The sequence below is a fragment of the Streptomyces sp. NPDC031132 genome (assembly GCF_055570595.1).
Genome location: NZ_JBVIGX010000008.1, coordinates 268,820 through 282,256 on the forward strand (window position 1 = coordinate 268,820; position 13,437 = coordinate 282,256).

Here is a 13,437-nt window from a genome sequence, read left to right on the forward strand (position 1 = left end):
TCTGGGTGACGCGGGGGATCACCCAGAGCAGGGACTTCCACACCTCGGGGAAACGACGGATTCCGGCCTGTCCACCCGGGCGGGCGGAATCAGGCCGCGGGATCGGACCCGGCCGGATCACCGGATCAGGCGAGTGCGCTCAGACCCGGCATCAGGGCCACCACCAGCGGGACCGCCGGGACCAGTGTGGCCAGTGCGGTCAGGCGCAGCCGGCGGCCCGCCGACAGCCGGGGCGCCGCCGACAGCAGCCGCCGCACCCGCTCGGACACGTGCGGCTGCGGACTCGGACAGGGCCCGAACACCCCCCGGTCCTCGTTGAGTCCGACCAGCGCCAGCGCGATCGTCAGCCTCCCGTACCGCCGCGAGGCCACGTCGTCGGCAGCCAGTTCGACGAGCCGGTGCATCTCCGCCTCGAACGCCGCGAAGACCGGGACCTGCGGGAACCCGCCCGCCAGCGCCCGCGAGCAGTGCAGCAGCCAGTCGTGCCGGGCCTCCGCGTGACCCTGCTCGTGCGCCAGTACGGCATCCAGCTGGCTTCCCTTGAGCCGCCCGAGCGCGCCCGTGGTCACCACCAACTGCGGGGCCGCACCCGGCAGCCACCACGCGTCGGGCCGCGTTCCCTCCAGTACGACGAGCCGCGCCCCGGCCGGGTCCTCCCCGGGCATCAGCGGCGCCCGTACGAGCAGCTCGGCGCCCCGCGCCCGCCGCCGGGCCCGGGCCCGCAGCACCTCCCGGGTCAGCAGGGCCCCGGTCCACAGCCCGCAGCCCGCCAGCGCCAGCGCGGTGCCCGCGGCCCACGGGCCGCCGGTCGGACCCAGCGCGTACGCGTCGACCACCCCGTGCGGCGCCGCCGCGAAGAGCCGGCCCCGGACCGCCAGCCAGGCGGCGGCCGCGCTCAGCACCATCGACAGGGCGAAGCACAGGAGCACCGCGCCCACCACGCACTGCCACACCCACAGGGCGACGACGGGCTCACGGTCGGGCCATTGCGCCCGGGCCAGCAGACGGGGGGCGAGCACAGCGGTCAGGGCGCCGAGCAACAGGAGTGCGGCGGGGACCATCATGCCCGCCAGCCTATGAGCGCGGGGCTACCTGCGGGTACGGGCTTTCGGCATTGGTGACGCAGGACACGTTTGTCCCCCGGACCCGAGGGCGTCACAGGCTCAGCAGCATCGCCAACATCCCCATCCCCATGGCCAGTCGGCAGGCCCGCGTCAGCTCCGTGGCCACCGCCTGCGGCCCGCCCGGGACCGGCTGCCCACCCCCGCCGGCCGTCACCAGCCGCGCCCCGCCGAGCAGCACGTACCCCGCGAAGTACAGCAGCAGCGCCCCGGTGACCAGCGGCAGGCCCCCGCCGTGCCCGTGCCCGTGCTCGTCGGCCATCGTCAGCGCCATGTACGCCATGGCCAGCGAGCCGACCAGGTGGTGCGCGTGGTGCACCCCGCCCCGCAGCAGCCACAGGGCGTGCAGCACGGCCCCGCAGAACACGGCCAGCAGGATCCCGTGCCCCCACGGTCCGATGCCCGACGGCACGGCCATCACCGCCATCCCGAACCCCATCAGCGCCTCGCCCGCAGCCCCGCCGCGCGCCTCCCGGCCCGATCTGCGCACCCGCCGCAGGCAGTACGCACCGCTCACGGCGCACAACAGGACGAGCAGCCAGGCGGGGAGGGAAGCGGGAAGGGACAGCGCGGGACCGTGCACGGCGGAAACCCCCGGTTCGTCGGCGTCACCGGAAGAGATGCCCCGGCCCGGACACCCGCACGCCGCCCCGGGTTAGGCTCTGCGTGCCGCACCGGGCATGTCATATGCCGCTGAGCTGAACGGAGCCCCCGATGTCGACCGCCCACTCCACCGCCCTGAACTTCCGCAGTGCCGTAGAGGCGGACGTACCGGACCTGGTGGTGCTCGTCGAGTCGGCCTACCGCGGGGACGCCAGCCGCGCCGGCTGGACCACCGAGGCGGACTACCTGGACGGGCAGCGCACCGATCCCGACGGGGTCCGCGCGATCATCGAGTCCGCCGACGGCGTCCTGCTCGTCGTGGAGCGCGCCGGCGAGCTCGTCGCCTGCTGCCAGCTCGAACACCGTGGCGACCACGCCTACTTCGGGATGTTCGCGGTCCGCCCGGGGCTGCAGGGCGGCGGCCTCGGCAAGGAGATCCTCGCCGAGGCGGAGCGCCGCGCCCGCGACACCTGGGGCGCCAGGGAGATGCGGATGACGGTGGTGAACGTACGGGAAGAGCTCATCGCCTACTACGTGCGCCGCGGCTACCGGCGCACCGGCGAGCTGAGCCCCTTCCCGTACGGCGACGAGCGCTTCGGCGTCCCGCTCCGCGACGACCTGGCCTTCGAGCTGCTGGTCAAGCCGCTGTAGCGCGGAGCGGGGAACCGGGAGCCCGGGGCCGGGCGCGGCCGTCAGGCCAGGAACCGGCCCGTGCTGCGGATCTCCGGGAAGTCGGTGCCCGCGCCGTCCAGTTCCAGTGCCCGGGCCAGCCGCAACTGCTGCAGGGTGTTGACCGTCCAGCCGGTCACCCGCAGCCCCGCCGCGTGGACCGCCTCCACCGTGTCCAGGGTGAGTTCGCGGATGTTCAGGGCGACCGTCGCCGCGCCCACGGCCAGCGCCCGGTCCACGACGGTCCTGCGCTGCCCCGCGTGGTCGTCCGCGTACAGGCTGCTCCGCACCCCCGGCACCAGCCGGGCCGTCTCGGCGAGCACCTCGTCGTGGAAGGAGGCGACCTCCACCCGCGCGATCAGGTCGTGGCGCAGGACCAGCTCGGCCAGCGCGGCTGCGGCGGCCCGGTCCTGGACCGACACCTGGAGCGGGGTCCGGACCGCGTCCAGGACCTCCTCGAGGACCGGCACGTGCTCGCCCTGGCCGGCGTCCAGCTCGCGCAGTGCGGCCAGGGTCAGATCGGCTACGGCCCCGGCGCCGTCGGTGGTCCGGTCCACCTCGGCGTCGTGCAGGACGACGAGCACGCCGTCCTTGCTCAGCTGCACGTCCAGCGCGATGACGTCCATCCCGGAACGCTCCGCGCGGACGAACGACCGCAGGGTGTTCTCAGGCTCGACACCCATGACCCCGCGGTGACCGATGGTGAGGAAAGTCAAGGTTCTCTCGCTTCCGTCGACGGCGGCTCCCCGCGCGGTCGCGGTGTCCCTACCGGCCGCGCGGTGAGGACGCATGCTAGTGCGCCGGGGATGCGATGAGACCGCCCGTGCAGCGCCCGGAACGGGCCCGCAGGCCGGTTCCCGCCAGGGCTGTACGCCGCCGCGGGCCCCGGGGCGGCCCTGCCGCGTCACCCGGGCGTGGGCGCGTCCCCGCCGCCTTGACGATCCCGGTCCGCGGCTCCGCTCCGGGCCCCCGCCTCGTCCCCCGACAGCTCGGCGAGATCCGCCAACAGGGCCTCGCCCAGCTCCAGTTCGGCCAGGTGCTGCCGCTCGCTCCAGCGCAGCGCGAGCGCCGGGAAGGCCCACTCCGGCACCTCGCCCGCCTGCTCCATCGCCTCCCGTACCGCGGCCAGTTCGCCCCGGGTGCGCTCCAGATGGTCGCCGACCATCGCGCGCAGCCGCTCCGGCTCGGCGAGGTGGCCGAGCCAGACCCGCAGCAGCAGCCCGTGCTTGAGCACCGGGGGCCCGGCCTCCTCGGTGTCCGAGGCCCAGCCGGCGAGGGCCTCGCGGCCGGCGTCGGTGATGGCGTAGCGCCGCTTGGCCCGGGCCTCCTCGGGGCCCGAGCGCGCGGAGGCCGCGTACCCCAGCTCCTCGAGCCGGCGCAGCTCGGCGTAGATCTGGCTGATGGCCGGGGACCAGTAGAAGAAGCGCAGCGAGGAGTCCGCCCACTTCTTCAGCTCGTACCCGGTGCGCTCCCCGGGGAAGGACAGCAGCCCGAGCACGGCCCATGCGGTCGGCGGAAGGTCTTGCTTCTTCGACGTATGACTACTAGTCATATTCCGAATTGAAGTGTGGCCGGGCACGGGACGCAACCCTGGAGGCATCGTGAAATTCTCCGTGATCTTCGAAGCTCAGCTCGCCGATCCGACCGTGGAACGAGAGCACCAGGTCATCCACGACTGCGTGGAGCAGGCCGTGCTCGCCGAGCAGATGGGATTCGACCGGATCTGGGCCGTCGAGCACCACTCGCTGAAGTGGTACGCACACATGTCCGCCCCGGAAATCTTCCTGACCTGGGTCGCGGCCCGGACGCACACCATACGCATCGGCCACGGGGTCGTCTGCATGCCCTTCAACTTCAACCACCCGGTCCGGGTCGCCGAGCGGGCCGCCATGCTCGACCTGCTCTCCGGCGGTCGGGTCGACCTGGGCGCGGGGCGCGGCGGCACCGAACAGGAGACCTCGCTGTGCGGGGTCGACAGGGAGCGCACCGCCCAGGAGGTCGAGGAGGCGCTGCGGATCATCGGCAAGGCCTGGCAGGAGGAGGAGCTGGAGTACCACGGCGAGCTGATCGACATCGCCCCGCACCCGATCCTGCCCCGGCCGCGGCAGACCCCGCATCCGCCGCTGTTCCTGGCGTGCAGCCGCGCCGAGACCCTCGTACAGGCCGCGGAGCTGGGCGTCGGGGCCCTGGTGATGGGATTCGCCGGACCGGAGTCCATCGCCGGGATGCGGGCCGTGTACGACGGGGCGGTCGCCGGCCGGGACGGCGCCCGCTTCGTCTCCACCGCCGTCAACGACCACTTCTCGGTGCTCTGCCCGACCATCGTGCTGGACGACCCGGCCGAGGCGCGCCGGATCGGCATCCGGGGCCAGCGGTTCTTCGCCCAGTCCATCGGCCACTGGTACGGGGGGACGGGCATTCCGGACGAAGCCGTGGTCGCGGGCGCCGACGAGGCGGCGGAGATGCACAGGGCGGCCGAGCAGGTGGTGGCCCGGCTGCACGAGCAGGACATCCCGGTGCGGCCCACGTCGACGGCCACGTTCCGCGCCGACCACGCGTACGGGGGCGCCGACGACGCCATCGCGTACGTGCAGCGGCTCAGGGAGGCGGGGGCGGACGAGATCATGTGCCTGATCCAGATGGGCACGGTGCCGCAGGAGGCCTGTCTGGAGACCCTGCGGCAGTGGGGCGAAAGGGTCATCCCGCACTTCCGTGGCGCGTGAACGGCACCGCCTGAGCATGCACCTGCCCGGTGGGTGACGCACGTCACCCACCGGACGGGCGCGGGCTGCCCGCCGGGCGGGGCAGGCGCGAACGTCGGTACGCGAAAGGGGCGAAGCCGTCGCTCGGCGGATGGACGGCGGGAAGAATTGCGGCGTCGATGGGGGTCTCGCAGGATAATTTCCCGAGCAACCACTTGAGCAGGAGAGGTCCGCACCCATACGCTGTGTTGACGCGAGGTTCTCCTGTGGAGGAAGTGACATGACGGAAATTCTTGTGCCGGGTTCTGGTGGTGCGGTGATAACCGCCGGTGCGCGGGTGGTCGACCACCCGGCGTGGCCCGAGCTCAAGGCCGCCGTGGAGGAGATCCGCCCCTGGCAGTCCAAGGACGGCTCCATCGACTTCGAGGCCGTGGACGTCCCCACCCCGGCCGACGTCGAGGCCGCCGTCGAGCGGGCGATCGACGCCGTGGAGACGCTGTCGCCGCTGCTGCCGCACGCCACCTCGTACCACCGCGCGCTCGTCTCCGACCTGCGCAAGTGGGTCGCGGACGGTTTCAAGGTGCCGGACTTCCTGGACTCCCTGCTGGCCTTCCACCCGGCCGCCCAGCGCGCCGACGGGCTCCAGCACCTGGTCGTCTTCCCCATGTACACGCAGAACGGCAACCTCGACCGCAACTTCGAGGCCGTCGTCCTGAAGATGGTGTGGCCCGAGTGGCTCTCCGAGCTGGAGCGCACCCGGTACGACAACCCGCTGTTCCTCGGCATCACCTTCGAGGACTTCACCCCGGGCTACGACACCCACTCCGCCGTGCTCTTCCCGGAGACCATCGCCGTCCGCGAGGCCCCCGAGCGCTTCACCTGGGGCGGCATCTTCTGCGACCGCGAGGCGGCCCGCTACCGCAAGGTCACCGAGGCCGCCGTCGACATCCTGGGCATCGAGCTGCCCGAGGACATCGCCCGCATGGTCGAGGACCAGGAGCGCTGCGAGAAGGCCTTCGTCCTGTGGGACATGGTCCACGACCGCACCCACAGCCACGGCGACCTGCCGTTCGACCCCTTCATGATCAAGCAGCGCCAGCCGTTCTGGATGTACGGCCTGGAGGAGCTGCGCTGCGACCTCACCGCCTTCAAGGAGGCCGTGAAGCTGGAGTCCGAGGGCAACGAGCACGGCCGTGACGTGCAGTACGCCGTCCTGTTCGACCGGATGTTCCGCTTCCCGGTGTCGGGCGACCGCAACCGCAACTACGACGGCCTCGGCGGCCAGCTGCTCTTCGCGTACCTCCACAAGCACGACGTCGTGCGCTGGACGGACAACAAGCTGAAGATCGACTGGATGCGCGCCCCGCAGGTCACCAACCAGCTGTGCGCCGAGATCGAGGACCTCTACCGGGCCGGCATCGACCGCCCGAAGCTCGTCCACTGGTTCAAGGCGTACGAGCTCGTCTCCACCTACCTCGCCCCGCACCCGGGCTCCAAGTGGGCCAAGGGCCCCGACGCCCTCGACCTGACGCAGCCGCCGCGCAAGCTCGTCGACGACGTGCTTCCCGACGAGTTTCCGCTGAGCATGTTCTATGAGGCGCTCGCCAAGAAGCTCAAGGGAGTGATCGCCTCCACGAAGGGCATCACTGCAGTGAACGCCGATTCGGCCGAGCGGGTCGCCGCGTGAGCGCTCGCGCACAGGAGGCTGCACAGATGAACAGCGCTGGGAAGACCGGGAACGGCAAGCTGCACGGGGCTGTCGTCGCGGTGGCCGGGGCCGGCGGCCCCGCCGGCCACGCCGCACTGCTCCGCCTCGCCGAGGCGGGTGCCGTGGTCGTGGCGGCCGACGCCGACCCGACGCGTCTCGCGGAATCCGTGGACGCGGCCCGCTACGCACACGGCGGCGCCACCGTCACAGGTGACACCGTCGACCTGCTCGACCTGGAGGCCACCAAGGCCTGGGCCGACCGGACCGAGAAGGAGTTCGGCCGCGTGGACGGGCTCGTCCACCTCGTGGGCGGCTGGCGCGGCAGCACCACCTTCACCGACACGGACCTCGCGGACTGGGACTTCCTGGAGAAGCTCCTGATCCGCACCGTCCAGCACACGTCGCTCGCCTTCCACGACGCGCTGCTGCGCAGTGACCGGGGCCGCTACGTCCTCGTCAGCCAGTCCGGCGCGCACAAGCCGGTCGCCAACAATGCCGCGTACAACGCGGGCAAGGCGGCCGCCGAGGCCTGGACGCTCTCCCTCGCCGATTCCTTCCGCAAGGCGGGGGGCGAGGAGGGGCCGGGCGCCGCGGCTGCGATCCTGGTGATCAAGGCACTGGTGCACGACGCCATGCGCGCCGAGCGCCCCAATGCGAAGTTCGCGGGCTTCACCGACGTCAAGGAGCTGGCCGAGGCCATCGCCGGCGTGTGGGAGCGGCCCGCCATCGATGTGAACGGACAGCGTCTGTGGCTCACTCCGCAACCGTGAAGACCGATGCCCGCCGCCACCACGATCCGGCGGTACGCGGTTTCGCGAGCGACAACTACGCGGGGGTCCATCCAGAGATCCTGGAGGCCCTTGCCCTGGCCAACGGCGGCCACCAGGTCGCCTATGGCGAGGACGAGTACACCGAGAACCTGCAGAAGATCATCCGCAGCCACTTCGGCCCGTACGCGGAGGCGTTCCCGGTCTTCAACGGCACCGGCGCGAACGTCACGGCCCTCCAGGCCCTGACGGACCGCTGGGGTGCGGTGATCTGTGCCGAGACGGCACACATCAACGTCGACGAGGGCGGCGCCCCGGAGCGGATGGCCGGGCTCAAGCTGCTCACCGTCCCGACCCCGGACGGCAAGCTCACCCCCGAGCTCATCGACCGGCAGGCCTGGGGCTGGGACGACGAGCACCGGGCGATGCCGCAGGTCGTCTCGATCACCCAGAACACCGAGCTGGGCACGGTGTACACGCCGGACGAGATCCGGGCGATCTGCGAGCACGCGCACGGCCACGGCATGAAGGTCCACCTCGACGGGGCCCGGATAGCCAACGCCGCGGCCTCGCTCGACGTGCCGATGCGCACGTTCACCAACACGGTGGGCGTGGACGTGCTGTCGTACGGCGGCACCAAGAACGGCATGATGTTCGGCGAAGCCGTGGTGGTCGTCAACCCGGACGCGGTCCGGCAGATGAAGCACATCCGCAAGATGTCGATGCAGCTCGCGTCCAAGATGCGGTTCGTGTCGGTACAGCTGGAGGCCCTGCTCGCCAAGGACCTGTGGCTGCGCAACGCGCAGCACGCCAATGCGATGGCGCAGCGGCTGGCAGCGGGCGTGCGCGAGACCGACGGGGTGGAGATCCTCTACCCGGTGCAGGCCAACGCGGTGTTCGCGAAGCTGCCGCACGAGGTGTCGCGGCGGCTGCAGAAGCGCTACCGCTTCTACTTCTGGGACGAGGTCGCCGGGCACGTGCGCTGGATGTGCGGCTTCGACACCCAGGAGGAAGACGTGGACGGCTTCCTCCAGGCGCTCAAGGAGGAGCTCGCCCGTTAAGGGCGTCGGCTCCCTTCGATGACTGAATAGATATACCCCCGACTGCAAATCCATTGATCTGCGGTCGGGGGTATGCCTATGCTCCGAGCCATGCAGCTGATCCCGCAAAACCCAGACAGTCACGCCTATGTGGCGGCGGACGAGGTCATCGACCACGACCACCCGCTCGTCCGGGAAACCGCCGACGCCCTCTGGAGCGCCACCGGCGACGCATACTCATACGCCAAGGTCGCCTTCGAGTTCGTCCGCGACACCATCCCGCACTCCGCCGACTCCGGGGACCTGCGCGTCTCCTGGCGCGCCTCCGACGTACTGGGCACGCGCAACGGCATCTGCTACGCCAAGTCCCATGCGCTGGTCGCCCTGTTGCGGGCCCGGGGCATCCCGGCCGGCCTCTGCTACCAGCGGCTCGCCGACGACGACGGCTCGAACCCCCTCGTCCACGGGCTGATCGCCCTCCGGCTGCCCGGCGCCGCGGAGTGGGCCCGCCAGGACCCCCGCGGCAACAAGCCGGGCGTGGACGCCCAGTTCGCCCTGGACGCCGAGCAACTCGCCTTCCCCGTACGCCCCGAGCTCGGCGAGGTCGACTACCCCGAGCTGTACGCCACCCCGCACCCGGCCGCGCTCAAGGCCCTCCGGGAGTCCGCCGACCGGCCGGAGCTGTGGCGGAACCTCCCGACGGCGCTGTAGTCCCCGCCCCGCCGGCCGCTGCCGGGGCCGACCGCGCCACCAGTGCGTGCAGCAGTGCCGCCGCCAGGATCAGTACGGAGATCCCGGCCAGCAGCGCCTGCGGCGGCGCGGCCGCGGCGAAGCCCACGAGCGCGGCGCCGACCGACGCTGCGGTCAGCTTGAGCCCCGCCCCGAGGGTGAACACCTGGGTCCGCACGGCGTCGGGCGCGTACTGCGAGCGGATCCGGAGGGTGGCCGTCAGCAGCGGCCCGTCGCACACCCCGGCGGCAGTGAACAGCACCGCCGCGAGGGTGACGGACGGGGCGAACGCGGCCGCCGCCAGGGCGGCCCCGGTGCCCGCCATCGCCCAGCGCGCCAGCCGCCCCGGCTCCACCACCGTGATCCGGCCCAGCGTCAGGGAGCCCCCCAGCGCGCCCACCGCGAAGGCCGTCATCAGCACGCCCCCGGCGCCCGGGCTGCCGAGTCGCGAGGCCAGCAGTACCGAGGTGGTGGTGAGCGTGCCGATGCCGACGAAGGCCAGCGTCGTGGCCGAGGTGATCGCCCGCAGCTCCCGGATCCGCCACAGGGCCGCCAGCCCGGCCCCCAGGCCGGCCGGGGCAGGGCTCGGCCGGCCCACGGACCCGCCGTTCTCCGCCGGGGCCGGCTGCCCTGTTCCGTACGGGAGGGTCGCGGCCAGCGCCGCCGCAAGCGCACCGGCCAGCGCGAGGGCGGCCATCGCGGGCGCGGCCGAGCCCAGCGCGGCGGCCAGGCCCACCACCGCCGGGGCGGTGACCGCGGCGGCGTTGTACGTGGACGCGTCCCACGCGTACGCCCGGTCCCGCGCGGCGCCGGCCGGGACCAGGCCGGCGACCAGGCTGGACATCCCGCCCGTCACCATCGGCCCGCAGCTGCCGCCCAGCAGCGCCACCGCGAGCACCAGCGGCGCCGGGGCCCGCCCCAGCAGCACGGACAGCGCCGCCACCGCGCAGGTGAACCCGGCCAGCGCGCCCACGTGGAAGAGCCTCGGCCGGCGGGTCCGGGAAGCGGCCACCCCGGCGAGCGGAGCCGCCAGGATGTGCGGAGCCAGCCAGGCGGTCAGGACGAAGGCCCCGTGCGCGGCGCTCCCGGTGCGCTCGAGGGCGAGCAGGACCACTGCGAGGCTCATGCCCTCCGAGGCGAACCGCGCGGCCAGCGCGGCGGCCAGGTACCGCCCGAACCCGTGCATCCCCGGACCCCCCTGAGGTGTGTAACGTGATAGCGGAACAAGACGTTACGTCATACGGGTGTAGAGCGAAAGGATCCGGAGATGACCGACTCCGCGCAGGGGTTCTCGGTCGGCCGGCGGCTGATCGATCTCGCCGAGGCGGTGCGCGTGGACCCCGAACTGCCGCGCGCCGAGCTGGCGGTGCTCCTCGCGCGGCACGGGGAGCACCCCGGCGATCTCACCGAGGAGGCCTTCACGGAGGACTGCGCGGCCGAACTGCGGGCCGCCGCCCGGCGGATGGGGGCGGTGCTCGCCGAGACCGACGAGGACCGCGCCGCCGAGGCCCTCAACGCGCTCTTCGCGCTGCACGGCACCCGGCCCCGGCTGACCCGGCACGACGGCCACCCCTGGCACCTGCACGTGGACCGGGGGGAGCAGGCCGGTTGGGGCGAGTGGTTCCTGGCCTCCGGGGCCCTGGCGCTCTCCCAACTGCTCACCGAGTACGGGCGGATCACGTGGGGTGCCTGCGCCGCCGAGGGCTGCGGGCGGTTCTTCCTCGGCGCCGGGCCGGGCAGCGCCCGCCGCTACTGCTCCACCGCCTGCGCCACGCGCGCGCGGGTCGCCGCGCACCGCAGGCGCAAGCGCGCCGAGGCGGCCGGGGAGGAGTAGTCGGCCCCGGCGGGTGGAAGCAATAGGAAAGTTTCCTGTCGGATAACGTTGTCAACTTGGCATGCCCATGGGTACTTTCGGCGGCAGGAATTCCCCGTTCCCCCCACCTCCGACCGGAAGGCGCTTCATGCGTTACGGAGTCCCCGCCGGGCTGGCCGCCCTCGCCCTCGGCTTAACCGCGGCCCTGACCCTCACCCCCACCGCCCACGCCGGCCCCCCACGGCCGGCTCCCGCCGCCGCTGTGGCCCCCGCGCAGTTCGCCCACCCCGGGGTCCTCAACAGCCGGGCCCAGCTGGACTTCGTGCGCGCGAAGGTCCAGGCGGGGCAGCAGCCGTGGAAGTCCGCGTTCGACGCCATGCTCGCGAGCCCGTACGGCTCGCAGTCGCGCACGCCCAAGCCGCGCGCCGTCGTCGAGTGCGGCTCGTACTCGAACCCGGACATCGGCTGTTCCGACGAGCGCGAGGACGCCATCGCGGCGTACAGCGACGCACTCGCCTGGTACATCACCCGCGACGCGAAGTACGCGAAGAAGTCGATCGAGCTGATGGACGCCTGGTCCGCCAAGATCAAGGACCACACCAACAGCAACGCCCCGCTGCAGAGCGGCTGGGCGGGATCCACCTGGCCGCGCGCCGCCGAGATCATCAAGCACACGTACACCGGCGGATGGCCGAACCAGGGGCGGTTCGCCACCATGCTGCGCGACGTCTACCTGCCCGAGGTCGCGGGCGGCAAGCCGAACAGCAACGGCAACTGGGAACTGATCATGATGGACGCCGCCGTCGGCATCTCCGTCCACCTCGACGACCGCGCGAGCTACGACAAGGCCATGGCCATCTACCTGGGCCGCGTCCCCGCGTACTTCTACCTGGCCTCCGACGGGCCGCAGCCGAAGTACCCGCCGCGCTCGAGCATCGACACCAAGAGCGAGCTGGTCGACTACTGGCACGGCCAGAGCACGTTCGTGGACGGCCTCGCGCAGGAGACCTGCCGGGACTTCGGCCACACCGGCATGGGGATCGCCGCGACCATGCACGTCGCCGAGACCTCGCGGATCCAGGGCCGCGACCTCTACCCGGAGTTCAAGGACCGCTTCCGGCACGCGCTCGGCTTCCACGCCGCGTACGAGCTCGGCGCGCCGGTGCCCTCCTGGCTGTGCGGCGGGAGCCTGACCAAGGGCATCGGACCGGCGACCGAGGTCGGCTACAACGCCCTGCACACGCGGCTGGGCATCGGCATGGAGAACACGCGCAAGCTCACCGAAGGACGGCGCCCCGCGGGCACCGAGAACCACTTCGAGGCATGGGAGACGCTGACCCACGCCGAGAACCCCAACTGACGGGCGGGCACACTGCTCGGCAGGGGCACACCACTGCGGCCCCGCCGTGAACAGCGGGGCCGCACGATCACCCGACCCGGTGGTGCGGGATCAGCCCGCTTCCTTGACCTGCGCGGCCGTCGGCGCCGTGCCGCCCAGGTGCGCCGGCAGCCACCAGGAGTCCTCGGGGCCCTTGGGGGCGGCCGGGTAGGCGCGCTGCGCCGCATCCAGCAGCTCCTGCACCCGCTCGCGCAGGCGGCGGGTGATCGCCCCGGCGTACTGGTCGCTCGGCGCCTCGATGGGCTCGCCCACGCGCATCGTCACCGGGATGTGGCTGCGCTTGAGGTTCTTCGGGCGGCCCTTGGTCCACAGCCGCTGGGTGCCCCACAGCGCCACCGGGATCAGCGGGACGCCGGCCTCCTGGGCCATGCGCGCGGCACCGGACTTGAAGCTCTTGAGCGTGAACGACTGGGAGATCGTCGCTTCCGGGAACACGCCGATGATCTCGCCGGCGCGCAGCGAGTCGAGGGCGTGCTGGTAGGCCGTCTCACCCTGCTTGCGGTCCACCGGGATGTGCTTCATCGCGCGCATCAGCGGTCCGGACACCTTGTGGCGGAACACCGACTCCTTCGCCATGAAGCGGACCAGGCGCTTCTGCGGCCGCGCGGTCAGGCCGGCGAAGATGAAGTCGAGGTAGCCGATGTGGTTCGACACGAGAACCGCCCCGCCCTTGCGCGGGATGTTCTCCGTGCCCTTCATGTCGATGCGGATGTCCAGCGCCCGGAACAGGGTGTGGGCGGCGCCGATCACCGGAGGGTAGACGAGCTCAGCCATGAGGGGGAGACCCCGCTTTCTGCCTGGGGAGGTACTCCCGGCCGGAAGTTACGGCTGCGTAGGTACGCGGCCCTTGGGGATCGTGCCCCATACGAGGGCTGCTGGCCAGCCC

Annotated in this window: 14 protein-coding genes; 8 read left to right on the top strand and 6 right to left on the bottom strand. The window is 72.3% G+C overall.

Annotated elements, in window-relative coordinates:
- Positions 1–125: 125 nt before the first annotated feature.
- Entirely contained in the window at positions 126–1,064 is a 939-nt protein-coding gene (locus ACZ49B_RS15270) for a M56 family metallopeptidase (RefSeq protein ID WP_468305468.1), read from the bottom strand.
- A gap of 91 nt (positions 1,065–1,155) precedes the next feature.
- Entirely contained in the window at positions 1,156–1,704 is a 549-nt protein-coding gene (locus tag ACZ49B_RS15275) for a DUF5134 domain-containing protein (protein WP_468305470.1), read from the bottom strand.
- A gap of 131 nt (positions 1,705–1,835) precedes the next feature.
- Here ACZ49B_RS15275 and ACZ49B_RS15280 point away from each other — a divergent pair, with 131 nt between their 5' ends.
- Positions 1,836–2,375, top strand: coding sequence for a GNAT family N-acetyltransferase (locus ACZ49B_RS15280; RefSeq protein ID WP_468305473.1), 540 nt, complete (start codon positions 1,836–1,838; stop codon positions 2,373–2,375).
- Positions 2,376–2,416: 41 nt separating this feature from the next.
- On the opposite strand, the gene ACZ49B_RS15285 is transcribed toward ACZ49B_RS15280, so the two are convergent.
- Together ACZ49B_RS15285 and ACZ49B_RS15290 are read right to left on the bottom strand one after the other, a co-directional pair.
- Complete coding sequence (locus ACZ49B_RS15285) at positions 2,417–3,109, bottom strand: glycerophosphodiester phosphodiesterase (protein ID WP_468305476.1); 693 nt, start codon at positions 3,107–3,109, stop codon at positions 2,417–2,419.
- Between the two features lie 188 nt (positions 3,110–3,297).
- Positions 3,298–3,945, bottom strand: a complete 648-nt coding sequence (locus tag ACZ49B_RS15290) for a PadR family transcriptional regulator (RefSeq protein WP_468305479.1) — start codon at positions 3,943–3,945, stop codon at positions 3,298–3,300.
- Positions 3,946–3,994: 49 nt separating this feature from the next.
- Here ACZ49B_RS15290 and ACZ49B_RS15295 point away from each other — a divergent pair, with 49 nt between their 5' ends.
- The 5 genes from ACZ49B_RS15295 (at position 3,995) to ACZ49B_RS15315 (ending at position 9,321) form a co-directional block, all read left to right on the top strand.
- Entirely contained in the window at positions 3,995–5,116 is a 1,122-nt protein-coding gene (locus ACZ49B_RS15295) for an LLM class flavin-dependent oxidoreductase (RefSeq protein ID WP_468305482.1), read from the top strand.
- Between the two features lie 259 nt (positions 5,117–5,375).
- Positions 5,376–6,782, top strand: coding sequence for a DUF6421 family protein (locus ACZ49B_RS15300; protein ID WP_468305484.1), 1,407 nt, complete (start codon positions 5,376–5,378; stop codon positions 6,780–6,782).
- A 26-nt stretch (positions 6,783–6,808) separates the two neighbouring features.
- Positions 6,809–7,573, top strand: coding sequence for an SDR family NAD(P)-dependent oxidoreductase (locus ACZ49B_RS15305; protein WP_468305487.1), 765 nt, complete (start codon positions 6,809–6,811; stop codon positions 7,571–7,573).
- Positions 7,570–8,631, top strand: a complete 1,062-nt coding sequence (locus tag ACZ49B_RS15310) for a threonine aldolase family protein (protein WP_468305584.1) — start codon at positions 7,570–7,572, stop codon at positions 8,629–8,631. Before ACZ49B_RS15305 ends, ACZ49B_RS15310 begins: the two co-directional genes overlap by 4 nt.
- Positions 8,632–8,721: 90 nt before the next feature.
- Positions 8,722–9,321, top strand: a complete 600-nt coding sequence (locus tag ACZ49B_RS15315) for a transglutaminase-like domain-containing protein (protein WP_468305490.1) — start codon at positions 8,722–8,724, stop codon at positions 9,319–9,321.
- Here the strand turns inward: ACZ49B_RS15315 and ACZ49B_RS15320 are convergent.
- Complete coding sequence (locus ACZ49B_RS15320) at positions 9,257–10,525, bottom strand: MFS transporter (RefSeq protein WP_468305492.1); 1,269 nt, start codon at positions 10,523–10,525, stop codon at positions 9,257–9,259. The genes ACZ49B_RS15315 and ACZ49B_RS15320 overlap by 65 nt on opposite strands.
- An 81-nt stretch (positions 10,526–10,606) precedes the next feature.
- Between ACZ49B_RS15320 and ACZ49B_RS15325 the strand changes: the two genes are divergently transcribed.
- Complete coding sequence (locus ACZ49B_RS15325; RefSeq protein WP_468305495.1) at positions 10,607–11,173, top strand: CGNR zinc finger domain-containing protein; 567 nt, start codon at positions 10,607–10,609, stop codon at positions 11,171–11,173.
- A gap of 127 nt (positions 11,174–11,300) precedes the next feature.
- Positions 11,301–12,512: an alginate lyase family protein gene (locus tag ACZ49B_RS15330; RefSeq protein WP_468305498.1), complete on the top strand. Its 1,212-nt coding sequence runs from the start codon at positions 11,301–11,303 to the stop codon at positions 12,510–12,512.
- A gap of 90 nt (positions 12,513–12,602) precedes the next feature.
- On the opposite strand, the gene ACZ49B_RS15335 is transcribed toward ACZ49B_RS15330, so the two are convergent.
- On the bottom strand, positions 12,603–13,325 hold the full coding sequence (locus tag ACZ49B_RS15335) for a lysophospholipid acyltransferase family protein (protein WP_389411277.1): 723 nt from the start codon (positions 13,323–13,325) through the stop codon (positions 12,603–12,605).
- Positions 13,326–13,437 lie beyond the last annotated feature (112 nt).

What these genes read in the sequence shown, in the direction of transcription:
- ACZ49B_RS15280 (WP_468305473.1), top strand. Translation starts at nt 1,836, where the DNA reads ATGTCGACCGCCCACTCCACCGCCCTGAACTTCCGCAGTGCCGTAGAG.
- ACZ49B_RS15320 (WP_468305492.1), bottom strand. Translation starts at nt 10,525, where the DNA reads ATGCACGGGTTCGGGCGGTACCTGGCCGCCGCGCTGGCCGCGCGGTTC.
- ACZ49B_RS15315 (WP_468305490.1), top strand. Translation starts at nt 8,722, where the DNA reads ATGCAGCTGATCCCGCAAAACCCAGACAGTCACGCCTATGTGGCGGCG.
- ACZ49B_RS15290 (WP_468305479.1), bottom strand. Translation starts at nt 3,945, where the DNA reads ATGACTAGTAGTCATACGTCGAAGAAGCAAGACCTTCCGCCGACCGCA.
- ACZ49B_RS15335 (WP_389411277.1), bottom strand. Translation starts at nt 13,325, where the DNA reads ATGGCTGAGCTCGTCTACCCTCCGGTGATCGGCGCCGCCCACACCCTG.
- ACZ49B_RS15300 (WP_468305484.1), top strand. Translation starts at nt 5,376, where the DNA reads ATGACGGAAATTCTTGTGCCGGGTTCTGGTGGTGCGGTGATAACCGCC.
- ACZ49B_RS15325 (WP_468305495.1), top strand. Translation starts at nt 10,607, where the DNA reads ATGACCGACTCCGCGCAGGGGTTCTCGGTCGGCCGGCGGCTGATCGAT.
- ACZ49B_RS15330 (WP_468305498.1), top strand. Translation starts at nt 11,301, where the DNA reads ATGCGTTACGGAGTCCCCGCCGGGCTGGCCGCCCTCGCCCTCGGCTTA.
- ACZ49B_RS15305 (WP_468305487.1), top strand. Translation starts at nt 6,809, where the DNA reads ATGAACAGCGCTGGGAAGACCGGGAACGGCAAGCTGCACGGGGCTGTC.
- ACZ49B_RS15270 (WP_468305468.1), bottom strand. Translation starts at nt 1,064, where the DNA reads ATGATGGTCCCCGCCGCACTCCTGTTGCTCGGCGCCCTGACCGCTGTG.